The sequence below is a fragment of the Cypionkella aquatica genome (assembly GCF_030161095.1).
Lineage (GTDB): Bacteria > Pseudomonadota > Alphaproteobacteria > Rhodobacterales > Rhodobacteraceae > Cypionkella > Cypionkella aquatica.
Genome location: NZ_BSPP01000007.1, coordinates 217,080 through 241,355 on the forward strand (window position 1 = coordinate 217,080; position 24,276 = coordinate 241,355).

Annotated in this window: 25 protein-coding genes; 17 read left to right on the forward strand and 8 right to left on the reverse strand. The window is 61.8% G+C overall.

The genetic code is table 11. The annotated features are described in order from the left end of the window. Positions 1–231 precede the first annotated feature (231 nt). From QQJ98_RS09635 to mraY, 7 genes are read left to right on the forward strand one after another with little or no spacing between them, the layout of a single operon-like run. A complete protein-coding gene (locus QQJ98_RS09635; RefSeq protein ID WP_284325121.1) occupies positions 232–729 on the forward strand; it encodes a division/cell wall cluster transcriptional repressor MraZ in 498 nt (165 codons plus the stop codon). A 1-nt stretch (position 730) separates the two neighbouring features. Further along, complete coding sequence (rsmH, locus tag QQJ98_RS09640) at positions 731–1,744, forward strand: 16S rRNA (cytosine(1402)-N(4))-methyltransferase RsmH (RefSeq protein WP_284325122.1); 1,014 nt, start codon at positions 731–733, stop codon at positions 1,742–1,744. A gap of 3 nt (positions 1,745–1,747) precedes the next feature. Beyond that, positions 1,748–2,122 carry a cell division protein FtsL gene (gene ftsL, locus QQJ98_RS09645; protein WP_284325123.1) on the forward strand — a complete coding sequence of 125 codons (375 nt, stop codon included), beginning with the start codon at positions 1,748–1,750 and terminating at the stop codon, positions 2,120–2,122. Next, positions 2,119–3,906: a peptidoglycan D,D-transpeptidase FtsI family protein gene (locus QQJ98_RS09650; protein WP_284325124.1), complete on the forward strand. Its 1,788-nt coding sequence runs from the start codon at positions 2,119–2,121 to the stop codon at positions 3,904–3,906. Before ftsL ends, QQJ98_RS09650 begins: the two co-directional genes overlap by 4 nt. Before the next feature lie 16 nt (positions 3,907–3,922). Next, entirely contained in the window at positions 3,923–5,416 is a 1,494-nt protein-coding gene (locus tag QQJ98_RS09655) for a UDP-N-acetylmuramoyl-L-alanyl-D-glutamate--2,6-diaminopimelate ligase (protein ID WP_284325125.1), read from the forward strand. Next, on the forward strand, positions 5,413–6,855 hold the full coding sequence (locus QQJ98_RS09660) for a UDP-N-acetylmuramoyl-tripeptide--D-alanyl-D-alanine ligase (RefSeq protein WP_284325126.1): 1,443 nt from the start codon (positions 5,413–5,415) through the stop codon (positions 6,853–6,855). The genes QQJ98_RS09655 and QQJ98_RS09660 overlap by 4 nt, the downstream gene beginning before the upstream one ends. After that, positions 6,855–7,937, forward strand: coding sequence for a phospho-N-acetylmuramoyl-pentapeptide-transferase (mraY, locus tag QQJ98_RS09665; RefSeq protein ID WP_284325127.1), 1,083 nt, complete (start codon positions 6,855–6,857; stop codon positions 7,935–7,937). Before QQJ98_RS09660 ends, mraY begins: the two co-directional genes overlap by 1 nt. Positions 7,938–8,083: 146 nt before the next feature. On the opposite strand, the gene QQJ98_RS09670 is transcribed toward mraY, so the two are convergent. Next, complete coding sequence (locus QQJ98_RS09670; RefSeq protein ID WP_284325128.1) at positions 8,084–8,782, reverse strand: hypothetical protein; 699 nt, start codon at positions 8,780–8,782, stop codon at positions 8,084–8,086. Between the two features lie 356 nt (positions 8,783–9,138). Between QQJ98_RS09670 and murD the strand changes: the two genes are divergently transcribed. Next, positions 9,139–10,539 (forward strand): UDP-N-acetylmuramoyl-L-alanine--D-glutamate ligase, encoded by a 1,401-nt coding sequence (gene murD, locus QQJ98_RS09675; protein WP_284325129.1) that lies wholly within the window; start codon positions 9,139–9,141, stop codon positions 10,537–10,539. A gap of 205 nt (positions 10,540–10,744) precedes the next feature. Here murD and QQJ98_RS09680 read toward each other — a convergent pair whose 3' ends face one another. Further along, positions 10,745–11,371 carry an NUDIX hydrolase gene (locus tag QQJ98_RS09680; protein ID WP_284325130.1) on the reverse strand — a complete coding sequence of 209 codons (627 nt, stop codon included), beginning with the start codon at positions 11,369–11,371 and terminating at the stop codon, positions 10,745–10,747. Between the two features lie 169 nt (positions 11,372–11,540). Next, the gene (locus QQJ98_RS09685; RefSeq protein ID WP_284325131.1) at positions 11,541–11,975 is read right to left on the reverse strand and encodes a DUF983 domain-containing protein; all 435 of its coding nucleotides are present in this window, start codon (positions 11,973–11,975) and stop codon (positions 11,541–11,543) included. Positions 11,976–12,239: 264 nt separating this feature from the next. Here QQJ98_RS09685 and QQJ98_RS09690 point away from each other — a divergent pair, with 264 nt between their 5' ends. The 4 genes from QQJ98_RS09690 to QQJ98_RS09705 all read left to right on the forward strand — a co-directional run bounded on the left by QQJ98_RS09690 (position 12,240) and on the right by QQJ98_RS09705 (position 14,439). Continuing rightward, positions 12,240–12,860 carry an EF-hand domain-containing protein gene (locus QQJ98_RS09690; protein ID WP_284325132.1) on the forward strand — a complete coding sequence of 207 codons (621 nt, stop codon included), beginning with the start codon at positions 12,240–12,242 and terminating at the stop codon, positions 12,858–12,860. Positions 12,861–12,973: 113 nt separating this feature from the next. After that, entirely contained in the window at positions 12,974–13,570 is a 597-nt protein-coding gene (locus QQJ98_RS09695) for an RNA polymerase sigma factor (protein ID WP_284325133.1), read from the forward strand. Then, on the forward strand, positions 13,567–13,923 hold the full coding sequence (locus tag QQJ98_RS09700) for a dihydroorotate dehydrogenase (protein WP_284325134.1): 357 nt from the start codon (positions 13,567–13,569) through the stop codon (positions 13,921–13,923). Before QQJ98_RS09695 ends, QQJ98_RS09700 begins: the two co-directional genes overlap by 4 nt. Positions 13,924–13,926: 3 nt before the next feature. Further along, positions 13,927–14,439, forward strand: coding sequence for a periplasmic heavy metal sensor (locus QQJ98_RS09705; protein ID WP_284325135.1), 513 nt, complete (start codon positions 13,927–13,929; stop codon positions 14,437–14,439). A gap of 145 nt (positions 14,440–14,584) precedes the next feature. On the opposite strand, the gene QQJ98_RS09710 is transcribed toward QQJ98_RS09705, so the two are convergent. Beyond that, positions 14,585–15,976: a diguanylate cyclase gene (locus QQJ98_RS09710; RefSeq protein WP_284325136.1), complete on the reverse strand. Its 1,392-nt coding sequence runs from the start codon at positions 15,974–15,976 to the stop codon at positions 14,585–14,587. A gap of 219 nt (positions 15,977–16,195) precedes the next feature. Between QQJ98_RS09710 and QQJ98_RS09715 the strand changes: the two genes are divergently transcribed. The 5 genes from QQJ98_RS09715 (at position 16,196) to QQJ98_RS09735 (ending at position 20,658) form a co-directional block, all read left to right on the forward strand. Next, on the forward strand, positions 16,196–16,477 hold the full coding sequence (locus QQJ98_RS09715) for a DUF3572 domain-containing protein (RefSeq protein WP_284325137.1): 282 nt from the start codon (positions 16,196–16,198) through the stop codon (positions 16,475–16,477). Positions 16,478–16,527: 50 nt separating this feature from the next. Beyond that, positions 16,528–17,214 (forward strand): HAD family hydrolase, encoded by a 687-nt coding sequence (locus QQJ98_RS09720; protein ID WP_284325578.1) that lies wholly within the window; start codon positions 16,528–16,530, stop codon positions 17,212–17,214. 123 nt (positions 17,215–17,337) lie between these two features. Next, positions 17,338–18,897 carry a trimethylamine methyltransferase family protein gene (locus QQJ98_RS09725; protein ID WP_284325138.1) on the forward strand — a complete coding sequence of 520 codons (1,560 nt, stop codon included), beginning with the start codon at positions 17,338–17,340 and terminating at the stop codon, positions 18,895–18,897. Between the two features lie 177 nt (positions 18,898–19,074). Beyond that, positions 19,075–19,662: a heme NO-binding domain-containing protein gene (locus tag QQJ98_RS09730; protein ID WP_284325579.1), complete on the forward strand. Its 588-nt coding sequence runs from the start codon at positions 19,075–19,077 to the stop codon at positions 19,660–19,662. A gap of 3 nt (positions 19,663–19,665) precedes the next feature. Beyond that, complete coding sequence (locus QQJ98_RS09735; protein WP_348523131.1) at positions 19,666–20,658, forward strand: diguanylate cyclase domain-containing protein; 993 nt, start codon at positions 19,666–19,668, stop codon at positions 20,656–20,658. Positions 20,659–20,671: 13 nt separating this feature from the next. Here QQJ98_RS09735 and QQJ98_RS09740 read toward each other — a convergent pair whose 3' ends face one another. Genes QQJ98_RS09740 through QQJ98_RS09755 form a run of 4 tightly spaced genes read right to left on the reverse strand, consistent with a single transcriptional unit; the run spans position 20,672 to position 24,224 of the window. Then, on the reverse strand, positions 20,672–21,391 hold the full coding sequence (locus QQJ98_RS09740; protein WP_284325139.1) for a sulfate/molybdate ABC transporter ATP-binding protein: 720 nt from the start codon (positions 21,389–21,391) through the stop codon (positions 20,672–20,674). A gap of 11 nt (positions 21,392–21,402) precedes the next feature. Then, complete coding sequence (gene cysW, locus QQJ98_RS09745) at positions 21,403–22,272, reverse strand: sulfate ABC transporter permease subunit CysW (RefSeq protein ID WP_284325140.1); 870 nt, start codon at positions 22,270–22,272, stop codon at positions 21,403–21,405. Further along, entirely contained in the window at positions 22,265–23,098 is an 834-nt protein-coding gene (gene cysT, locus QQJ98_RS09750; protein WP_284325141.1) for a sulfate ABC transporter permease subunit CysT, read from the reverse strand. The genes cysW and cysT overlap by 8 nt, the downstream gene beginning before the upstream one ends. A 4-nt stretch (positions 23,099–23,102) precedes the next feature. Next, positions 23,103–24,224 carry a sulfate ABC transporter substrate-binding protein gene (locus tag QQJ98_RS09755; protein ID WP_284325142.1) on the reverse strand — a complete coding sequence of 374 codons (1,122 nt, stop codon included), beginning with the start codon at positions 24,222–24,224 and terminating at the stop codon, positions 23,103–23,105. Positions 24,225–24,276 lie beyond the last annotated feature (52 nt).

The window sequence follows — 24,276 nt, forward strand, 5'->3', positions numbered from 1 at the left end:
AGCAGGGGCGGCTGAAGACCCCGAACAAGGCGAAAAAAGACAGGCTCATACAGGCACCCCGCCTTACCGACTTTGACAGATCCGGCGCGCAAGCGAGCAGACATCTCCCCCAGGTGGTTTGCGCAGCAGGACGCCCAGCGATGGGACAGTGGGCGGATCGAGCAGTGGCAGCAGCTCGATCCGCCTTTTCTATTTCCGGGGCCAAAAACCCCAAAAGGAGCCGAAAGGCCAATGGCGAGTGAGGCGTTCAGAGGCGAGGTCTATCAGAAGATAGACAGCAAGGCGCGGGTATCCATCCCAGCAGCCTTCCGCCGTATTCTGGAAGCCGATGATCCGTCCGAAAACGGCAGCCGCCCCCGCGTTTACATGGTGTACGGTGGCAAGAACCGCAATTTCGTCGAGTGCTATTCGAAAGTCGGCGCGGATATTCTGGCCGACAAGATTGAAGCGATGGAACTTGGTTCCCCCGAGCGTGACCGCGCCGAGCGCGATTTGATCTCGCGTTCTGTCATGGTCGAAGTCGAACCCGATGGCCGCGTCGTGCTGCCGTTGAAGGTGCGCGCCAAGATGGGATTTGGCGCAGATGATGCCGGAGAGGCCGTGTTCGCGGGCTATACCAACCGCTTCAAGCTGTATCGCCGCGAAGTTTACGATGCCGAGTTCAATGATGATGACGATGACGGCGTAGATCCCTTGGCCCTTGTGGGCCGGGCCGCGCGGGCGGGCTGAGATGGAAGAGGTCCGCGACCAGAACATCGGCCGCTCTGCCCATATCCCGGTGTTGTTGCGCCCGTTGCTGGCAGCCGTCGCCCCTGTGCGGGGGCTGTGGCTGGATGGCACGTTCGGGGCAGGGGGCTATACTCAAGGTCTGTTGCACGCCGGGGCGGAGTGCGTGATCGGCGTGGATCGTGACCCATTGGCCTTGCAGATGGCGTCTGCTTGGGCGGGTCAATATGGCGATCGTCTGCGGCTGGTGGCGGGCAATTTCTCGGACATGGACGTGCATGCGGGCGCGCTGCTGGACGGCGTTGTGCTGGATCTTGGCGTGTCGTCGATGCAGATTGATCAGGCAGAGCGCGGCTTTTCGTTCCAGAAAGACGGCCCCTTGGATATGCGGATGAGCCAATCTGGCGAATCCGCCGCCGATATCGTCAACACCGCGTCTGAACAGCGCTTGGCCGACATTCTGTATCATTTCGGCGAAGAACGCGCCTCGCGCCGCATTGCCCATGCGATTGTGGAACAGCGGGCCGAGCCGATCACCACAACGCTGCGGCTGGCCGAAATCGTTGCCAAATGCCTGCCGCGCCCGAAGCCGGGGCAAAGCCATCCCGCCACGCGGTCTTTCCAAGCCCTGCGCATCGCGGTGAACGAAGAATTCAGCCAGTTGGTGCAGGGGCTTCTGGCGGCGGAACGCGCGCTGAAACCCGGCGGCTTGCTGGCGGTTGTGACCTTTCATTCGCTGGAAGACCGGGTTGTGAAGCGGTTTTTCCAACAAGCGGCGGGCGAAGAGCCCAATTCCAACCGCTATGCCCCGGTCAAGGAAAACACCACCGCGCGGTTTGAACTGGTAACCCGCAAGGCCGTCGGCCCGGATGATGTTGAACTGGAAGAAAACCCGCGCGCGCGCTCGGCCAAGTTGCGGGTCGCCCGTCGCACCGCAGCGCCTGCCAAAGACGTGGAAGGCGCAAGCCTGAACGCCCCCGATCTGCCAAAATCCAACCCCAAAAAAGGACACCGCTAAGCCATGCGCCCCGTGCTTTACGTTCTGTCGTTTCTTGCCGTGATGGCATTGGGTTTCTGGGCCTATCGCGAGAATTACGCGACCCAGGCCGCTTTGCGCGATGTGACGGATTTGCAGAATGAAATCGCGGGCTTGCGCGAAAGCCTGTCGATTGAGCGCGCCGAATGGGCTTACCTCAACCGCCCCGACCGTCTGCGCGATCTGGGTACGCTGAACTTTGATCGTCTGGGCCTGTTGCCGATGGAGCCGTCGCAGTTTGGCGCGGTCAACGCGGTGGCGTTTCCGCCCGCGCCTTTGGTCACCAATCTGCCGCTGGATGGCACGGAAATGGTCTCGGGTGTGCTTGATACGTCAGCTGATGCGGAGCAGACGCCATGACCCGCACCCCGCTGCGCCCGCTGGCCCGGATTCTGAACGCCCGTCAAAAGGGCGAAAACCCCGATTCAATCGAGCGCGAAAATCTGCGTCTGCGCCATGAAGTGATGCGCGATAAATCGCGTGGTAGCGCTCAGGTGCGGCTGGTGTTTCTGGCGCTGTTCTTTTTCGGCGTGTTCACCCTGATCGGCGCACGGATGGGCACGATTGCGGCCTCGGAACCGGTAGAGCCGCGCACCGCATCCGCTGGCACCGACATTGATGCGGGCCGCGCCGATATTGTTGATCGCAATGGCCGGATTCTGGCCACCAACATGCTGACCCATGCGCTGTATGTGCAGACCCGCGATCTGATCGACGCCAAGCATGTCGCCCAAGAGCTGGCGCGGATTTTCCCCGATCTGGACGAGAAAACCCTGCTGCGCCGCTTTACCGATGGTCGCAGCTTTCTCTGGGTGCGCAAAGTGCTCAGCCCCGAGCAGATGCAGCAAGTCCACGAAATCGGCGACCCCGGCCTGCTGTTCGGCCCGCGCGAGATGCGGCTTTACCCCAACGGCACTTTGGCCGCGCATGTGCTGGGTGGGTCGTCCTTTGGGGCCGAGGGCGTGCACAGCGCCGAGGTGATCGGCACCGCAGGGCTAGAGAAATTCGCCGATGCGCGGCTGCGTGATCCGGCTCAGGCGGGCACGCCACTTGTGACCTCGCTGGATATCACCGTGCAAGCGGCGGTCGAGGATGTGCTGGGCTCTGGCATCACCATGATGAACGCCAAGGGCGGCGCGGCCGTGCTGATGAACGTCAACACCGGTGAAATCGTGGCTTTGGCCGCGGGCCCGACCTTTGATCCCAACGACCGCCCCGCCAACCCAACCAAGGGCGATCCGTCTGACAGCCCCTTGTTCAACCGTGCGGTGCAGGGGATTTACGAGCTTGGCTCGACCTTCAAGATCTTTGCCGCAGCGCAGTCGATTGAACTGGGCCTGCTGACACCCGAGACTTTGGTGGATGCCAATGCGCCGATGCGCTACGGCAAATTCACCATCAAAGAGTTTGAAAACCACAATTATGGCCCGATGCTGTCGGTGGCCGATGTCATTGCCAAATCCTCGAATGTCGGCACCGCTCATATCGCCATGATGATCGGCGGCGAGCGGCAGCAGGCGTTCCTGAAGGCACTCGGCTTGTTCGATCCATCGCCGGTTGAGCTGGTCGAGGCCAAGGGTGCCAAACCTCTGCGCCCGGCGCGGTGGCCTGAAATCGTCACGATTACGGCAGCTTATGGTCACGGCGTTGCGGGCAGCCCGCTGAACTTGGCCGCAGCCTATGCCACGATTGCCAATGGCGGCATCAAGGTCACGCCGACCTTGCTGAAGCGCACCGAGCCGATGCAGGGCGAGCGCGTTTTGTCCAAGCGCGTGGCCTTGATGTCGGTCGCGATGATGCGCCGTGTGGTCACAGAAGGCACCGCCAGCTTGGGCGATGTGCCGGGCTATGCGGTGGCGGGCAAGACTGGCACGGCTGACAAGGCCAAGCCCGGCGGCGGCTATTACAACGGCAAAGTGGTGAACACTTTTGCCAGCGTCTTTCCCGCCAATGATCCGCAGTATGTGTTGGTGGTGACGCTTGACGAACCCGTCGAGACCACCGGTCCGAAGCCGCGCCGCACCGCAGGCTGGACGGCTGTTCCGGTTGCAGCCGAGATCATCCGCCGTGCCGCCCCCTTGCTGGGGATGCGGCCACAGGTTGAAGCCGCCAGCTTGGATGGGCTAGTAGCCGTCAAGAACTAAGCTTGGGGGATAGGCGATGACGGATCGGGCGGCAGATCGGGCAAAGACATTGGCAGATTTGGGCCTGACCGCCCGCGATGGCCGCAATCCAACGCTCTCAGGCATCACGCAGGACAGCCGCGCGGTGGCCCCCGGCTTTTTGTTCGCGGCCATGCCGGGCAGTGCGGCGCATGGCGCAAGCTTTATAGCCGGGGCGTTGGAACGCGGCGCTGCTGCGATCCTGACCGATGCCGCAGGGGCGGCTATGGCCGCTGATGCCTTGGCTGCATCGGATGCCGCCCTGATTGTTGCTCAAGACCCGCGCGAGGCTTTGGCGGGGGCATCCGCTTTGTGGTTTGGCGCGCAACCTGCCGTGATGGTGGCGGTGACAGGCACCAATGGTAAAACTTCTGTTGCGACCTTTGCGCGTCAGATCTGGACGGCTTTGGGCTATCCCGCCATCAACATCGGCACCACCGGGGTAGAGGGCGCATGGTCCGCGCCTTCGGCCCATACCACGCCCGATCCGATCACTTTGCACCGGATGCTGTCACAGGCCGCGGCCGAAGGCGTCAGCCATGCCGCGATGGAGGCGTCCAGCCACGGGCTTGATCAACGCCGCATGGACGGCGTGCGGTTGAAAGCGGCGGGTTTCACCAATTTCACCCAAGATCATCTGGATTATCACCACACATTCGAGGCTTACTTTGCCGCCAAAGCCGCCTTGTTTGACCGCGTGCTGCCGCCCGATGGTGTTGCCGTCGTCAACATGAATGACCCAAAGGGCCATGACATAGCCCTTATCGCCGTGGCGCGCGGCCAAGGCCTGATCTCGGTCGGGCAGGGCGAGGGCTGCGATCTGCGCATCCTTGGCCAGCGCTTTGACGCGGGCGGTCAGGATGTGCGCTACGCTTGGAAAGGCACGCCCTATCAGGTGCGGCTTAATCTGATCGGCGGATTTCAGGCCGAAAACGTCGCATTGGCGGCGGGTCTGGTGATCGGCGCAGGCGAATCCGCGCGCGACGTGTTTGCAGTGCTGCCGCAACTGACGGGCGTGCGCGGGCGGATGCAACTGGCGGGCACCCGGCTGAATGGCGCCTCGGTGTTCGTCGATTACGCCCATACGCCGGATGCCCTGCAAACTGCCCTGCGCGCCCTGCGCCCGCATGTGATGGGCCGGGTGATCGTGGTGTTCGGCGCAGGCGGCGACCGCGATACCACAAAACGCCCGCTGATGGGGGCGGCTGCGCAGGCCAATGCCGATGTGCTTTACGTCACCGACGACAACCCCCGTTCCGAAGACCCCGCCCTGATCCGGGCGGCGATCATGGCCGCTTGCCCCGAGGCCAATGAAGTTGGCGACCGCGCCGAGGCGATCTTGCTGGCCGTCGATGCCCTGCAACCCGGCGACGCGCTGTTGGTGGCGGGCAAGGGGCATGAAAGCGGCCAAGTGATCATGGGCAATATTTACCCGTTTGACGATGTAGAGCAGGCCAGCATCGCCGTGGCCGCATTGGATGGATTGTTATGACGCTGTGGACTTCAACCGATGCCGTAACCGCCACCAAGGGCCTCTCCGCCCGCGCATGGGCGGCCAATGGCGTCTCGATCGACACCCGGACCATCCAACCCGGCGATCTGTTCGTGGCGCTGAAAGATGTGCGCGATGGCCATGATTTTGTCGCCGCAGCCTTGGCCAAAGGTGCCGCCGCTGCCCTTGTCAGCCATATCCCCGAGGGCGTCAGCCCGGATGCCCCTTTGCTGATCGTGGATGACGTGCTGCAAGCGCTGGAAAACCTTGGCACGTTCGCGCGTGCGCGCACCCGCGCCAAAGTGGTCGGCGTCACCGGATCGGTCGGCAAAACCTCGACCAAGGAAATGCTGCGCCAGATTTTGGGCGGGCAGGGCCGCACCCATGCCGCCGAGGCCAGCTATAACAACCACTGGGGCGTGCCGCTGACGCTGGCGCGGATGCCCACAGACGCCGATTTCGCAGTGATTGAAATTGGCATGAACCACCCCGGCGAGATCGCCCCACTCGCCCGCCTTGCCGATCTGGACGTGGCGCTGATCACCATTGTCGCGCCGGCGCATCTGGAGGCTTTTGCCGATCTCGCTGCAATCGCCCACGAGAAAGCCGCGATCTTTCAAGGTCTGCGCGCGGGCGGCACCGCCATCTTCCCGTCAGATCAAAGCATCACCCCGATCCTGCGCGCCGCAGCCGTAGCTGCCCACGCCAAAGCCGTGAGCTTTGGTGCGTCGGACGATGCCGACTACCGGCTGACGCAAGTGAAGCTCTGTGATGCCGCCACCATCGTGCAAGCCAGCCGTCAAGGCACGCCCGCTTTGTTCAAGGTGCTGACCCCCGGTCGCCATTTCGCCGCCAACGGTCTGGGCGCTTTGGCCGTCGCCGATGCGCTGCAGCTTGATCCGATGATCGCCGCAAGCGATCTGGGCCGCTGGCAACCCCCCGCAGGCCGGGGCACCCGCGAACATATCGTTCTGGATATTGTCGAGGAAACCAGCTTTGATCTGATCGACGATGCGTTCAACGCCAACCCGACCTCGCTCGCCGCGGCCTTGGAGGTGCTGATTGCAGCCACGCCGCAAGACGGGGTTGGCCGTGTCGGCAAAGGCCGCCGCATCGCCATTCTGGGTGATATGCTGGAACTCGGCCCGACCGAGATCGCATTGCACGAGGCCGTGGCCGACCATCCCGGCCTGCATAAAATCGACCTGATCCATTGCGTCGGGCCGCGGATGAAATCGCTGTGGAAAAAACTGCCGCGTGGCCAGCGTGGCGAATGGGTGGCCGATGCCCGCGATCTTGCCCACCGCCCGCGCAGCCTGATTGACGCGGGGGATATTCTGCTGGTCAAGGGCTCCAAGGGCATAAAAGTCAGTCTGATCGTTGACGCCCTGCGCAAATTGGGGCAGGCAGCGGCCAAAGCGCCACAAGGAGAAGCGTAATGCTATACTGGCTCACCGAGTTTTCCGACGGCGGCGATTTTTTCAACCTGTTTCGCTACATCACCTTCCGCGCGGGCTGCGCCTTCGCCACAGCGCTGATCTTCGGCTTTATCTTCGGGCGACCCCTGATTGACTTGTTGCGCCGCAAACAGGGCAAGGGCCAGCCGATCCGCGACGATGGCCCACAAAGCCATTTCATCAAGGCGGGCACTCCGACGATGGGCGGCTTGCTGATCCTGTCTGCGCTGATGGTCTCTACCCTGATGTGGGCGCGACTGGACACGCCCTATATCTGGATTGTCATGCTGGTGACGCTGGCCTTCGGGCTGATCGGCTTTGCCGACGATTACGCCAAAGTCACCAAACAGAACACCAAGGGCGTGTCGGGACGGGTGCGGATGCTGGCGGGGCTGGCCATCGCGGCCATGGCCGCCTATGCGGCGTCCAGCTTTCACCCGCCCGAGCTTACCAACCAACTGGCGCTGCCACTTCTGAAAAACGTCCTGCTGAACCTTGGGGTGTTTTTCATCCCGTTTGGCATGATCGTGATTGTCGGTGCCGCCAATGCGGTCAATCTGACCGACGGGCTGGACGGGCTTGCCATCATGCCGGTGATGATCGCCGGGGCGACTCTGGGGGTGATTTCCTATGTTGTCGGCAACTTCAACTTTTCGGAATATCTGGGCGTGCATTTCGTGCCGCAGACCGGCGAGCTTTTGGTGTTCGCCGCAGCGCTGTTTGGTGCTGGTCTGGGCTTTCTGTGGTATAACGCCCCGCCGGCTGCGGTGTTCATGGGCGATACCGGTAGCCTTGCCTTGGGCGGGGCCTTGGGCGCAATCGCCGTCTGCACCAAGCATGAAATCGTGCTTGCCATCGTCGGCGGCCTGTTCGTGGTCGAGGCGCTGTCGGTGATCATTCAGGTGCTTTACTTCAAGAAAACCGGCAAGCGCGTGTTCCTGATGGCCCCGATCCACCACCATTTTGAGAAAAAAGGCTGGGCCGAGCCGCAAATCGTGATCCGGTTCTGGATCATCAGCCTGATCCTTGCGATGATTGGCCTCGCGACGCTGAAAGTCCGCTGAACCGCAGACTTCGCCGCCACTTACCCGCGTCAAACAAAAGCGCCTGACATTTGAAATGTCAGGCGCTTTGCTGTGCAGAGCCTTATTTTGCGTCCCGCTTCGGCGGCCTCGCCCCTGCGGGTCTTGGCCGCAAACTTGGATAGGATTCAGGAACCGGGCAGCAAGTTGAACAGGCTGCGGTCGCCGAACATCAGGCCGGAATTGCTGCCAAAGTTATAGCTGGCGCCGATCTTGGCATAGGTTTCCGAGCCAACATCCGTGTTCAACGCACCCAGTTCCGCATACATTTTAGAGCTTTCGCCCAAGCCGAACGAACCGCGCAATCCGTAGCGGGTCAGCGATGTGCCATCGAACGAGCCGTGGTCCAAGGACGCGCCGATCCCGACGCCATTGCCCATCACCATGCCGCCGCTGACGCCCAGTGCATTGCCGTTGCCATTGCCATCCTGCGCATGCGCCACATAGCCCTGCACGCCGCCGGTGCCAAAGTTTTGCGCGGCTTCAATCCCGTAGATGCTGGTGCTGCCGCCGTTCACCGAATCCATACCGATGAACGCGCCCAAGGCCGTGCTGTCGGACAATTTGTAGGTTCCGTGGGTCACGTAGTTGATCGCGGTCTCGTCGGCGAAATTCAGCAGGTTGACGCCCAGATCCATCTGCATGCCAAAACGCTCGCCAAAGCCAAGTTCGAGCGAGCCGCTGATATTGGTCTTGGCGACCGAGAAATCATCGGTAAATCCAGATTGCGACAGCTTGACCTGCCCGCCGGTGATTTCAGCCTGCGCCGTCGAGGCGGCAAGGATCAGGGCAAGGGTCGCCAGGGTTTTGGGGCTATGAACCATCATCATACACTCTTTCTTATCGTTGACTGCTTGGGTGCAGCATAGACCTCTACCGCATGCGGCTCTAGCTTTGGTGGCAAGATCGCGTCAGCTGTTGCGATGGTGTTGCGGGTTAGACTCACCTTGGGGCGAGGGGCTTGCGGTTTCGGCAATCCGGCAAGGGATTGAACCCGCCCTGTCAGGCGCTTTGATATGCGGTGGGGCTGCGGCGCGGCAAAGCTTAACAACTTCCTAAAGCCATTCGCTAACGCGTTGATAAGTCATGAACAGAAACCCTGTCCACGCGTGGACACGATGCCCGCTTGCCGCGCCCCCCCGGCTCGGGGCATTGTCTGCCCGAGTTAAAACCGGAGGCTGCGATGATTCCCGTAAAAGGCTATGAGGGCCAAAAACTGGCCGTGCTGGGGCTGGGCCGCTCGGGCCTTGCCACCGCCCGCGCTCTGATTGCCGGGGGGGCCGAGGCGCTGCTGTGGGACGACAGCCCCGAGGCCCGCGCCAAGGCCGAGGCCGAGGGTTTCATCTGCACCGATCTGACCCGTGCGGGCGCGTTTGACGGGGTGGCGGCGCTGATCACCTCGCCCGGTATCCCGCATCTTTATCCCACCCCCAACAAAGTGATCGCGCGGGCGCTAGAAGCAGGCGTGCCGCTGGATAACGATATCGGTCTGTTCTTTCGCAGCTTTGCCGGGCCAGAGTGGGACGATTTCGACATCACTCCGCGCGTGATCTGCGTCACCGGATCGAACGGCAAATCCACCACCACGGCGCTGATCCATCACATTCTGGACGTGGCGGGCCGTGCCACCCAGATGGCCGGAAACATCGGCCGTGGCGTGCTGGATATCGAGCCCGCGCAGGATGGCGAGGTCGTGGTGCTGGAGTTGTCCTCCTATCAAACCGACCTCGCCCGCAGCCTGACGCCGGATGTGGCGGTGTTCACCAATCTGTCGCCGGATCATCTGGACCGCCACGCTGGCATGGGCGGCTATTTCGCGGCGAAACGGCGGCTGTTTGCCGAAGGTGGGCCAGATCGTGCGGTGATCGGGGTGGATGAGGTTGAGGGGCGGTTTCTGGCCAATCAGCTGTCAGAGGGGCCGCAGGATGATCGGGTGATCCGGATTTCTTCGGGGCAGAAGCTGGAGCAGTTCGGCTGGGCGGTGTTTGCCCGCAAGGGGTTTCTGGCCGAATGGCGGCGCGGCAAGCAGGTGGCCTCGATTGATCTGCGCGAGGTGGTGGGCTTGCCGGGGGCGCATAATCATCAAAATGCCTGCGCGGCCTATGCGGCTTGTCGGTCTTTGGGGATCGGGCCGAAACTGATCGAGGCGGCGTTTCAATCTTTTGCCGGATTGCCGCATCGCAGTCAGCTGGTGGGGGAAAAGGCCGGGGTGCGTTTCATCAATGACAGCAAGGCCACCAATGTCGATGCGGCGGAAAAGGCTTTGCAGGCGTTCCCCAAGATCCGCTGGATTGCGGGGGGGATGGGCAAAGAGGGTGGGATTTCGAGATTGCTGCCGCATCTGGGATCGGTGGTGAAAGCCTATCTGATCGGCCATTCGGCGCGGGATTTTGCGCTGGAATTGGGCGACACGCCCCATGAGATCTGTGAGACGATGGAGCGGGCGGTTTTGAGGGCGGCTGAGGAGGCTGTGGCGGGGGAGGTGGTTTTGCTGGCCCCGGCGGCGGCCTCGTTTGATCAGTATCCGAACTTTGAGGTGCGGGGCGATGATTTTGCGGCGCGGGTGAAGGCTTGGTTGGGGTGATTTGGGGTGGTCCCAACTCGGGACCGTTTATTATGGCTTTATTTCAAACGGTTATGAATCCACGTTTAGGAAACTTTAACCTTTCTGGGATTTGCTCTTTCTAAAATACTCCCGCCGGAGGCATCCGCCGACAACCGCGTAAGCCTCCGGCGGGGATATTTTAGCAGAGAGGATGACCAAAATCTGGTTGCCCAACGGGCGCTTTTCACAGCCTGCGGAAGGTTGGCACCGGGCCGGAGTTGTCGAAGAACGGCACGCCGGGCTGCGGTTGGCCGTTGAGCAAGGCGGTGACTTCGGCGAGGACCACCTCGGTTATGAAGGGCAAATCCAAAGCGCGGGCTTGGGTCAGGTTGATCCAGTGCAGGTGCGAAAGCTCGGTCAATGTAGCGGCGAAATGCGCGGTGTCGCCGCTGGCGGTGGCGGCAGAGGCGAGGAAGAAGCGCGCGTCAAAGCGGCGGGTGCGGCCCGGTGGGGTGATGGCGCGGAAGATGAAACGCAGGGTGCCGGGTGCGGGGTTTGGCAGGGTGAGGCCGGTTTCCTCGGCCAGTTCGCGCAGGGCGGCGGCGGCGATGGTGCCGGGGCTTGGGGCGTCGGGCGTGCATTGCAGCGTCAGACGGTGGGCGCAGTCTGGCGTCAGGCCGGGCAGGGTTGTGGTGGCATCATCGGCATCAACGCCACCTCCGGGAAACACATACTTCGATGGCATGAAGGCTGCGGCATGGCCGCGCTGGCCCATCAGAACCTCAAACCCCGGGGTGGTATTGGTGTCTGTTGCGGCTGCGGCGGGCCGCCATAGCACAATGGTGGCGGCGGGGCGGATTGCGTCGGTCATGTCGGGTTTGGCCTTGCGAGGGACTGTGCCGCATCAGGATGCGATGCGCCAGTTGAGCGCGGCGGGCGGTGGAACGCCAGCGGATTTTTGGGTGCGAGGTCAGGGGCGCAGGTAGTGTAACGGTTGGGTTTGGGCGGTGGGGTGCGTGTGATCATGCACCCTTTTGAGATCAGGCTTCTTTGGGGCCGGGGCGGGCGAAGCCGTGCATGCGGTTGGCCCATTGCAGTGCCACCAGCGCGCCTTTCAGGCGGGGCAGCAGGTAGAGCGACAGCGCCACGGTGAAGATCGAGAACATTGTGATCAGGGTGATCGGCTCGGGGCGGTATTTCACGAACACAAACATCAGGATTGGTGCCATCAGATGCCCGACGATCAGGATGGTCAGGTAAGCAGGGCCGTCATCGGCACGCTGGGCGGTGAAATCCTCGCTGCACACCGGGCAGCTTTCGCGGACTTTGAGATAGCCTTTCAGCAGCGGACCTGCGCCGCAGCACGGGCAGCGGCGTGCCCAACCCCGGCGCAAAGCTGGCCAGATGGGACGCTCGGCCACAGGGGTGGCTTGTGCGTCATTGTCAGGGGCAAGGTGCAGGGCGGCGTCAGTCATCGGATTATCCTGATTGCGTCCTTATCATATAGACGATCTGATCGCGGAAGTTGAGGGGGGATGCTAGGGGGGTGCTGCTTTGTCGCAACGCTGGCTGTTGCTGGGGTTTGCGGGGTGGGCAGAAGAGTTGTGCCAAAGAACTCGCGCCGAAAAACTTGTGCCAAAAAAATTTGCGCCAAAAAACTTGCGACGGAAACCGGAAGCTGCGGCGTTTACTCTGACATGAACACCACAGCACAGACTGTTGGTGAGATTGAGGAGAACATGATGATCAAGAGCACTTTGGTGACCAAAGCGAAAAACGCCGACAAGGCCAAGCTGGCAGGCTCGGCGCTGATTGTGGCGGTGGCTTTGATGGGGGTTGCGGCTTATGCGCAGGACGCCAAGCCGCCAAAACCGCCTGGCCCGTTCGATATCACCCAATTTGATACCGACAAGGATGGCAAGGTCAGCAAGGCCGAGATCGACGCGTACCGCGCTGACAAGGTCAAGTCGATTGACGCCAATGCCGATGGCAAACTTTCTGCCGAGGAAATGGCGGCTCCGCGGATCGCGGCAGCAACCAAGCGGATCAACGAACGCTCTGCCGAGATGGTCAAGCGGATGGACAGCGATGGCGATGGTTTGCTGAGTGCGGCCGAGTTGGCGGTGCGTCCGGGACCAGAGCAGATGTTTGATCGGGTGGATGCCAACAGCGACGGCTTTGTGACGCAAGACGAGGTTGATGCCGCGATGAAGGCGATGCACGAGCGCCACGGCAAGCATGGCAAGGGCAAGCATGGTGGCAAGCACAAACCGCCGATGGAAGATGACATGGGCGGGCCGGATGATGGCCCCGACGGCGGCCCCGATGCTGGTCCGGCTGGTGACGATCCGGCCAACTGATCGGTCCGATCTGGGCGCCCGGGCAGGCAACTGCTTGGGCGTCCGGTTGGCTGAGGCCGTTGGTTTACGCAAAGATTGCCAGCCCGGAGCAAGCCGGGTAAGCCGATAGCAGGATGATGATGCCACGCGATACCCTTGCAGATTTGGCCGACGAGGCGTTGGTGGTGCTCTATGCCAATGGAGACCCGGATGCCGCACGCCTGCTGTCCAAGCGGCTGGTGCCGAAGGTTCTGGGTTTTGCCGGGCGGATGTTAAGCGACCGGACCGAGGCCGAGGATGTCGCGCAAGAGGCGATGTTGCGGCTGTGGAAGGTGGCGCCGGACTGGCGGCAGGGCGAGGCCAAGGTATCCACCTGGGCGTATCGGGTGGTGGTCAATCTGTGCACTGATCGCTTGCGCGCGCGCAGGCGCAGGCGGGCCGAGGCGCTGGATGATGTGGCCGAGCCTGCCGATGGTGCGGCGGGTGTGGTTGCGGGCATGATCGAGGCCGACCGGATCGCGGCTTTGGATGCCGCCTTGGCCTTGCTGCCAGAGCGGCAACGCGAGGCGGTGGTGTTGCGGCATATCGAAGGTCTGAGCAACCCCGAGATTGCAGAGATTTTGCAGATCGGGGTGGAAGCGGTGGAAAGTTTGACGGCGCGGGGCAAGCGGGCATTGGCTGCGATTTTGTCAGGGCAGCGGGTCGAGCTGGGCTATGAAGGGGCTGAATGATGGATAATCTGGACGATCTTTTTGCCAGTGCGCAGGCGGTCAGGATGCAGCCGTCGGATGGGTTGATGGCGCGGGTCTTGGCGGATGCTGTGGCCGAGCAGGCGGTTTCCCGGCAGGTTCGGCCTGTGGTCGCTGTGGCGCAGGTGCGGCGGGTTGGCTGGCTGGCCAGTTTGGCGGCGCTGTTTGGCGGTGCGGGGTCTTTGGTGGGCGTAGGCTCGGCTGCGGTGGCGGGGTTGTTTTTGGGCTTTGTGCAGCCGGATGGGTTGGGCTCGGTTGCGGATTTGTGGGCGCAGGCTTCGGTGGATCAGGTTGAAATGATCCCGCAGCTGGATGCGCTTTTGGCGGAGGAATAGGTGATGCGCGAGAGTGAGGCCAGTCAAGCCGAGGCCCCTAAAACTGCGGTTGTCAAAGCGCCGGGGCGGGGATTGCGGATCGCGCTGGCAGTGTCGGTGGCGCTTAATCTGGCGGTAGCGGGGATGTTTGCGGGCTCTTTCCTGAAAGAGCACGAGCGCGGGCCGCGCGAAATCGGCTTTGGTCCGTTCAATGAGGCGCTGAGCCACGAGGATCGCAAGGCGTTGCGCAAAGCGCTGTTGGCGCGGATGCCCGAGATGCGGCAGGCGCGGCAAGAGGCGGGGCAGGATGCGCGGAATTTGCTGGCAGCGCTGCGGGCCTTGCCGTTTGATCCGGCGCAAGTCTCGGCGGTGATGGAGGCGCAAAGGCTGCGGATGACCGGGCGGATCGAGGTTGGCCAAGGGCTGATGCGCGATCTGCTGGTGGCGATGACCCCCGAGGCACGGTTGGCTTTTGCCGACCGGCTGGAGGCGCATTTGCAGAAAGACGTTAAGGAAAAGGGCGGGCCAAAGCCGTAACGGGCGTGGCGTTTCTCAAGAATTTTGGGCCTGAGAATTTGGGGCGGTTGGTTGGTTCGGGACGCTGGTGCGGCCCGGCTTTTTGGTTTGCCAAGACCAGCCGTTAAGATTTTACGCAGCACTGGATTTCAGGCTGCACCGGGCCTTAGGCGGCGGTGCGGCTGATGGTGACTTGGTTGCGGCCTGCGGATTTGGCGTAAAGCAGGGCGCGGTCGGCGCGATCAATCAGGTCGGCGACGCTGTCTTTTCCCGCCTGCGCGGTTGCATCCATTGACGCGGCAAGCCCGATTGACACGGTGACGTGCAAGCTGACGTGGCCGCCCAGCCGCACCGGGGTTTCTTCGACGGCGTGGCACAGCCGCTCGGCAATGGTGCGGGCGTCGTTCAGGCTGGTTTGGGGCAGGGCAATCAGAAATTCTTCGCCGCCAATCCGCGCCAGCAAATCGCCGTTGCGCAGATTGCGGCTTAGCCGGTCGGCCACCTCGATCAGGACGGCATCGCCTGCGCTATGGCCCCAGCGGTCATTGACCGATTTGAAGCGATCAAGGTCCACCACCATCACTGCGTAATCCAGGCCCGAGCGGCGCGACACTTCGGCAATCGCTGCCAGCTGTGCCATGCCATAGCGGCGGTTGTGCAACCCGGTCAGGCTGTCGGTCACAGCCAGCCTTAAGCCATCCTGCACCGAGGCGCGCAGGCCATCAGCCTCGCGCTTGCGATAGAGCAGACGTGCGAGGCGCAGCGCCAGTTCTTCGGGCGTGATGCTGTGGGTGATCATGTCATGCGCACCCAGATCAAAGGCGACTGCGGCCCCCGTGCTGCAGCCTTGGCTGGATTGCACCGCAAAAGCGGCATTGCGGGTGTGGGTGCGGCTGCGCAATTCCGACATCAGCCGCAAACCGCTGCCCGGTCCGTTGAAATCGGATTCGATCAAGAACACATCCGGCGTCGCACCGGGGTGGCTGCCTTCGGCCATCGCCTCTTCCGGGGTCAGTGTCAGCAGGCGGTCAGACAAATGTGGCGCAATCTCGCGCCGCAGTTTCAGCGCATGATCGGGGCGCGCGGTGATCAGGGCGATGATGCCGGGCAGCTCAAAGCTGGCCTGCGCCTCTGCCAGACCCAACAGCGCAATGCCGCCCTGATGCGGGGCGTAGCTGTCGACCAGATCGCGGGCGCGCATAAAGCTGCGGATGCGGGCAAGCAGGGTCTGATCATCCAGAGGTTTGAGCAAGAAGTCATCCGCACCGGCGCGGAAGGCCGCACAGCGCGCCTGCGTTTCAAGGTTAGCCGAGACCATGATCACCGGAACATGCCGCAGGCCCGGTTCGGCGCGCAGACGTTCCAGCACCTGCAGGCCCGACATATCGGGCAGGTTCAGATCAAGCAGGATCAGATCGGGCGATTCCGCCAAGGCCAGCGCAAGGCAGTTTTGGCCAGTGCTGGCGACCAGCGGCGTATATCCGGCGGCTGCCAGCTTGACCTTCAGGACGATGCGGTTTGTCGCAACATCGTCAACAATGAGTATCTTGCCGATCATGGCGGAAACGCCTGCCTTATGGGTTAAGCCCGCAGAGATGGGCCATTTAAGTTCAGAGGGGCGGGGCATTGGGTAGAATTCGGGAACAAAGATAGTGGTAAGCTGCGTGTTAACGTTGGTTACAGTTTGCTTACAAAAGGGTTAAGAAATCCTTTCTAAACTGGCACACATCGGCTGCGTTTTTCCGCAGATGCGGCGTAAAACCCAAGGAAACAGGGCATGAATAGGCGGGAATCTGCTGAGACTCTGGCATTGCAGGCGTTTTCCTGGCTTTTGGGTCAGGATGATCTGGTCGGGGTGTTTCTTAACGCGACGGGCGCCGGGCAGGGCGAATTGGCCGCGCTTGCGGCTGATCCGGTGTTTCTGGGCGCTGTGCTGGATTTTCTGCTGGAAGATGACGCGCGGGTGATCGGATTTTGCGATGCCAGTGCGCTGCCTTACACGGCTGTCATGCAGGCGCGGCAGGAATTGCCGGGCGGCAGTCTGCAGCACTGGACCTGATTGCGTTTTCGCTTTTGGCGCGGCAGGGTGCGGGCATGATGGGGGACGCAATGATTGAAGCGCTGATTTTCGACAAAGATGGCACGTTGTTTGACTTCCGGCTGTCTTGGGGGGCGTGGACACGGGCCTTGCTGGCCGAGTTAGGCGACAGCGATGGCCTGCTTGCGCGGGTGCTGGGCTATGATGGCGCGCGGAATGATTTTGCACCCGACAGCCCTGTGATCGCAATGACCACGCCCGAGATTGCCGACATTTTGTTGCCGCATCTGCCGGGGATGGCGTTGGACACTCTGCTTGCGCGGATGAACCAGTTGGCCGCCGATGCGCCGATGGTGCCAGCGGTGGATTTGCCCGCCGTGCTGGGGGCGCTGAAGGCGCGCGGGCTGAAGCTGGGGCTTGCGACCAACGACACCGAGGTTCCTGCGCGGCGGCATCTGGCGGGCGCGGGGGTGTTGGAGTTGTTCGATTTTGTCGTCGGTTGCGATTCCGGCTATGGCGGCAAGCCTGCACCGGGACAGTTGCTGGGCTTTGTTGCGCATTGTGGTTTGACGCCTGCGCGCGTGGCGATGGTGGGCGACAGTTTGCATGATCTGGATGCCGGACGCGCGGCGGGGATGAAGGCGGTGGCGGTATTGACTGGCATTGCAACGCGGGGCGATCTGGCCCCACATGCGGATGTGGTGTTGGCCAATATCAGCGGTTTGGCGGAATGGATTGACGGTTTGGCGGCGGCTTAAGCGGCCCGTCGGGTAAAAACGACGCATTTTCGTCGCAAACGTGGTGCGCCAATCGCGTGTGTTTCGTTCATCTTGCACTCCAGCAGTGGCCATAGGTCTGGTCGCAGGGAATGGAGACGCCAGATGAGCGATGACGCAAACCGCAAACGCAGCCGTGCCGGAGGCCGGGCGGGCAACAAAAGCCGCGCGGGCTCGGCGGTGATTGATCAGATGCCATGGCGGATCCCGGTCAACCCGGATCGCCCGATTGAACCGCTGGACGAAGATGGCGTGCAGGCGGTGCATAAGGCGACGATGCGGATTCTGAAGGAAATAGGCATCGAATTTCTGAACCCGGAAGCCGTGGCCTATCTCAAGCAGGCGGGCTGTGTGGTCAACGGCACCAATGTGAAAATGGACGAAGATTTCGTGATGGAGATGCTTTCCCATGCGCCGGAAAGCTTTACCATCACCCCGCGCAACCCCGAGCGCGAGCTGATCATGGGCGGCAAGCACATGCTGTTCGTCAATGTGTCGAGCCCGCCGAACGCTTGGGATCTGGAGCGTGGCAAGCGCACCGGAGATTTTGAAACCTTCAAAGAATTCATGAAGTTGACGCAGTATTTCAACTGCATCCATATCGCGGGCGGCTATCCGGTTGAGCCCGTGGATATCCATGCAAGCGTGCGGCATCTGGATTGCCTTTACGAAAAACTGACGCTGACGGACAAGGTCGTGCATGCCTACAGCTTGGGCGCCGAGCGGGTCGAGGATGTGATGGAGATGACCCGGCTTGCGGGCGGTCTGAGCCACGAGGAATTCGACGCCAAGCCCCGGATGTACACCAACATCAACTCTGTCTCGCCGTTGCAGCATGATTACCCGATGCTGGACGGGGCGATGCGGTTGGCGAAACGCGGCCAGCCCGTGGTGATCACGCCGTTTACCCTGGCGGGGGCGATGGCCCCTGTCACGATGTCGGGCGCGGTGTCCTTGTCGCTGGCTGAAGGTCTCGCAGCGGTCGCTTTGCTGCAATACATCAATCCGGGCTGCCCGGTGGCTTTGGGCACTTTTACCAGCAACGTCGATATGAAATCCGGGGCACCCGCGTTTGGCACCCCGGAATACATGCGCGCGACGCAAATGACCGGGCAACTGGTGCGCTATTACAAGCTGCCGATGCGCTCTTCTGGCACCTGCGCGGCGAATGTGCCGGACGGTCAGGCGATGTGGGAAACCTCGAATTCGTTGTGGGCGGCGGTGCAGTCGCGCACCAATATGGTCTATCATTCAGCGGGTTGGCTTGAGGGAGGGCTGATTGCAAGCCCCGAGAAGTTCATCATGGACTGCGAAGTTTTGCAGATGATCCAGCGCTATTTTGAAGAGTCGGTCGTTGCGACAACCCCGGACGATCTGGCGTTCGAGGCGATCAAAGGCGTCGGCCCTGGTGGGCATTACTTTGGCTGCCAGCACACTCAGGATCGCTATGCGACCGCGTTTTATGCGCCGATCGTGTCGGATTGGCGGAACTATGAGGCGTGGCAGCAGGATGGTTCGGTCTGGACGGTCGAGCGCGCGCACCGCATCTATAAACAGATTATTGCAGAATTTGAGCCGCCAGCGATGAATGGCGATCACCAAGAGGCGCTGCGCCAATTCGTCGCCAAGCGCAAGCAAGAGGGTGGCGCACCAACTGATTTCTAAGCTTTGACAAGAGGTTATCTGGGCCCGCGCGACACATCGCGCGGGCCTTTTACGTTTTTCTGCCCAAGGGGTTCGATGCGAAAACTTTGGGGTTGCGCGCAAAGCTGCCAGCGCGGTTTGGTAATTGTTAATGCCAAGCCCCTAAACTTGGGGGCGAATCAAATGGTGAGTTTACCGATGCACGGCCTGATCAACCGCTCGATCCAGTGTTTTCTGCGCGACACCTATGGCAATGCCAGTTGGTCGGCGATTTCGGGCGCGGCGGGGCTTGGCTTTGACAATTTTGAACCGCTTCTGATCTATGACACCGGGCTGACCGAACAGGTTATCGCGGCGGCGGCGGGCTATTTGCAACGCCCGCGCGAAACTGTGTTGGAGGATTTGGGCACCTATCTGGTCTCACATCCGAACCTTGAGGCGTTGCGGCGGCTGTTGCGCTTTGGCGGGGTCAGTTTTCTGGATTTTCTGCACTCGATGGAAGATCTGCCGGAACATGGTCGGTTGGGCCTGCCAGATCTGGAAGTGCCCGATTTTACCCTGACCGATCAGGGCGAGGGACGGTTTTTGCTGCATGTGTCGCAACTGATCGACGGCGTCGGGCATGTGACGGTCGGGCTTTTGCGCGCGATGGCGGATGATTATGGCGCGCTGGTGGTGCTGGAGCATGGCGGGGTCGAGGCTGGGCGCGAGGTGGTTTCGGTGCATCTGCTGGACCATGCCTATGCCGAAGGACGGCGGTTTGAACTCGCCATGCCGGGGGGCTAAGCAGTGCCCGGCGCAACATTAACCAAAGCTGCGCTTTCGCGGATGATGCCGATGCATATCGGGCTGACGGCAGGGGGCAAGATCAACTCGATAGGGCCGACGCTGGCCAAGCTGATTGAGGGGCCAAGCCCGATAGGCGTGGCATTTCTGAAGGTGTTTGCGGTACGCAGACCTGCGGGCATCACCTCGATGGAGGATTTGCGGGCGCGGGCGGGGGTCAGGTTGCATGTCGATCTGCGCGGAAAAGGCGATACATTTCGGGGGCTTGCGGTGCCGACGGCTGACGGCGGGCTGCTGTTGAACCTGTCGTTTGGCATTCGTTTGATTGACGCCGTGCGCCAACACTCGCTGACCGATGCCGATTTTGCCGCGACCGATATGGCGGTCGAAATGCTGTATCTGGTTGAGGTCAAGCAAGCGGTGATGACCGAACTCAGGCGGCTGAACCTGCGTTTGCAGGGTGCGAAGGCGACCGCAGAAGAACAGGCGCTGACCGACACGCTGACCGGGTTGCGCAACCGGCGCGCGCTGGATGTCGCGCTGCCCGCGCTGATCGGGCAGGGTTTGGCCTTTGGCCTGATGCATATTGATCTGGATTACTTCAAGCAGGTCAATGACACCATGGGCCATGCGGCGGGCGATCTGGTGCTGCGCGAAGTGGCCAAGGCGTTGGTCGAGGAAACCCGGACATCAGATATCGTGGCGCGGGTTGGCGGTGATGAGTTTGTGGTGTTGTTGCCGGGGCTTTCCGACCCTGCGCGTTTGCAGCAAATCGCGCGGCGGATCATTGATCGTTTGATGCAACCGATTGATTTTGACGGCCGCGCTTGCCGGATTTCGGCCTCTATTGGGCTGACGATTTCAACGCTTTACGATCCGCCCGATGGTGAGCGGATGTTAAACGATGCGGATGCGGCACTTTATGCCTCAAAACGGGCGGGGCGCGGGCAGGCGCAGTTTCACGCGACCAAGGGGGATGATCTTTTGTCGGCGTGAGAATTTCTGGCGGTCAGACCGCCAGAAATTCTTTGACAAAGGCCGTGGCTGGACGGGCGCGGATATCTTGCGGGCGGCCGATTTGCTCGATCCGGCCCATAGACATCACGACGACCAGATCGGCCAACTCCATCGCTTCGTCCTGATCATGGGTGACGAACACGGTGGTGAGGCCGGTGGTATCGTGGATCTCGCGCAGACCCGCACGCAGTTCCTTGCGCACGCGGGCGTCAAGTGCGCCGAACGGCTCGTCCAGCAACAGCATGCGGGGTTCGATCGCCAAGGCGCGGGCGAGGGCGACGCGCTGGCGCTGGCCACCCGACAACTGGCTGGGATAGCGCGCACCGATATCGGGCAGTTGGATCAGTTCGAGCAATTTGGTGACGCGGCGGGCGATTTCGGCTTTTGCGGGGCGCTGGGCGCGGGAGCGGGCGCGCAGGCCGTAGGCGATATTTTCAAACACCGTCATGTGGCGGAACAGGGCATAGGATTGAAACACGAAGCCGGCGCGGCGGTCTTGCACGGTCATGTTGGTGGCGTCGGCTGCGTCAAACAGCACCCGGCCTGCGGTGGGGAATTCAAGCCCGCCCAAGATGCGCAGCAGCGTGGTTTTGCCGGAACCTGATGGACCAAGCAGGGCGACCAGCGCCCCGGAAGGGATGGACAGCGAGACGGGATGCAGGGCTGCGGTGCTGCCGAACTCTTTGGAAATATGGTCAATTTCGATTTGCATGGCTTGGCCTTTCACGGGCGATGGGCTGCGGCAAGCTGATCGGCAAAGCGCCATTCAAGCAGAGTTTTCAGGGTGAGGGTCAGCAGCGCCAGCAGCGCCAGCACAGCGGCAAGGCTGAAGGCCGCGACCGAGAGGTATTCGTTATACAGCATCTCAATCGTGATCGGCATGGTGGCGGTCTGGCCGCGTATCTTGCCGGAAACCACGGCGACTGCGCCAAATTCCCCCATGGCGCGGGCGTTGCAGAGAAGGACGCCATACAGCAACGCCCAGCGGATGTTGGGCAGGGTGACGGTGAAGAAAATGCGCCAGCCAGACGCGCCGAGGGTGAGGGCGGCTTCTTCCTCGGCGCGGCCCTGCTCGATCATCACCGGGATCAATTCGCGGGCGACGAAGGGGAAGGTCACGAACATCGAGGCGAGGATGATCGAGGGCAGAGCGAAGACGATCGGGTAGCCTTGGGCGACCAACCAGCCACCAACGGCGGTGTTGGCGCCAAAGGTCAGCACAAGGCAGAGGCCTGCTACGACGGGTGAGACGGAAAACGGCAGGTCGATCAGCGTAATCAGCAGGGCTTTGCCGCGGAAATCGTATTTGGTGATGAACCATGCGGCCGCGATGCCGAAAATGGCGTTCAGTGGCACGGCGACGGCTGCGACGATCAGGGTCAGTTTGATGGCTGAAGCGGCCTCGGGATTGGCGAGCGATTTGACGGCTTCAACCGTGCCCTTCGACAGCGCCTCGGCAAAGACGGCGACGAGGGGGGCGAACAGCAGCAGGGCGAGGAACAGCACGACCACCAAGATCAGGGCTGCGCGAAAGGCGGGGGTTTCGGTGGTGACAGGGCGGTGGCGGTTTTGAATGTGAGGTGTGTCAGACATAGCCAATCCTCCGGCGGCTGAAGACTTGGATGGCGTTGATCAGCAAGAGCATTGCGAAGGAAATCAACAGCATGGCGATGCCGATGGCGGTGGCCCCGGTGTAGTTGAACTCTTCCAACTTGATCACGATCAGCAGGGGGGCGATCTCGGTTTTCAAGGGGATGTTGCCCGCAATGAAGATGACCGAGCCGTATTCACCGACGGCGCGGGCGAGGGAGAGCGCGAAGCCGGTCAGGGCGGCGGGGGTCAGCATCGGTAGAACCACGCGGCGCAGGGTGTAGGCGCGGGTGGCCCCGAGGGTGGCGGAGGCTTCTTCGACCTCGCGCTCGATTTCCTCGACCACGGGCTGCACAGTGCGGGTCACAAACGGCAGGCCGACGAAAATCAGGGCGATCAGGATGCCCCATTGCGTGTAGGCGATCTTGAAGCCGAGGTCGCGGGCGATGGAGCCGAATGCGCCGTTCGGGGCGTAGAGGGCAGTTAGTGCGATGCCTGCGACGGCGGTGGGCAGCGCGAAGGGCAGATCAACGGCGGCGTCCAAAAGGCGGCGGCCGGGAAAGCGGTAGCGCACCAAGACCCATGCGAGGGCGACGCCGAACACAAGGTTGATCAGCGCGGCGATGAAGGACAGGCGGAACGACAGGTAAAGCGCGCCCCAGATGCGGGGGGTGTTCACCTCGGTCCACAAGGTTGGCAGACCGGCGTTGGCGCCCCTCAAGAGAAGGGCGCCAATGGGGAGGAGAACCACCAGAGATAACAGGGTTAGGGTGATCCCGGCACTAAGTGCCATGCCGGGAAGCGGGGAGCGGTTGATCAGCGGGCGCATCGGGTTACTGCGCGGTATAGATCTGGTCGAAGATGCCGCCGTCTGCGAAGTGGTCTTTCTGGGCCTTGGACCAGCCGCCGAAATGGGTGATGTCGACCAGATCAAGCTTTGGGAAGCGTGCGACATCTGCAGGATCGGCCTTGGAGGTATCCCAGCCACGGTAGAAGTCTTTGAAGATAATGGCTTGCGCTTCGGGGGTATAGAGGAAGTTCAGATAAGCCTCGGCCAGTTTGCGCTGATCGTCATTGTGGATGTTGGCTTCGACCAAGGCGACGGGGGGCTCGGCTAGGATGGACACCGAAGGCACGACGATGTCGAATTGATCTTCGCCAAGTTCCTTTTGGGCCAGATAGGCCTCGTTCTCCCAAGCCAGCAGCACATCACCGATGCCGCGCTGGGCGAAGGTGGTGGTGGCATCGCGCGCACCTTTGTCGAGCACGGGGACGTGTTCAAACAGCGCTTTCACATAGGCCTGCGGATCGGTGCCGTTCTTTTCCGCCCATGCCCAGCCGGCCAGATAGTTCCAGCGCGCACCGCCCGAGGTTTTCGGGTTTGGCGTGATCACCTCTATATCATCCTTGATCAGATCGCCCCAATCCTTGATGCCCTTGGGGTTTCCCTCACGCACCAGAAACACGATTGTGGAGGTGTAGGGCGAGGAATTGTGCGGCAGTTTCGACTGCCAATCGGCGGGCAATTTGCCCTCTTTGGCGATTTTGTCGATGTCAGCGGCAAGGGCGAGGGTGACGACTTGCGCATCAAGGCCTTCGATCACGGCGCGGGCTTGGGCGCCTGAACCGCCATGGCTGGCCTCAATCGTCGGGGCGGGGTTGCCTGCGGCGGTGTAGCTTTCGATGAAGGCGGCGTTCAGATCTTTATACAGCTCGCGCGTTGGGTCGTAGCTGACGTTCAGCAGGGTTTCGGCGCGGGCATCCTGCGCTGCGCTGAAAGTCAGATACAATGCCGAAAGCGCGATCAATGTTGCCTTGCCCAGCCAGTTTTCGCGCACCGGAAAGCCAGTGAATTCGCGCTCGCCGGTGGTGACAGTGACGCGGCCATCGTCATGGCGATGGGTGATGGTGCCTTGGGCGGTGATGCTGCCTGCGACGGTTACGGTGGTGAGCATGGTGGTCTCCTGCAATATCGGGTGGCGCTTGGCCGGAAAGGGAAGGGCGGGG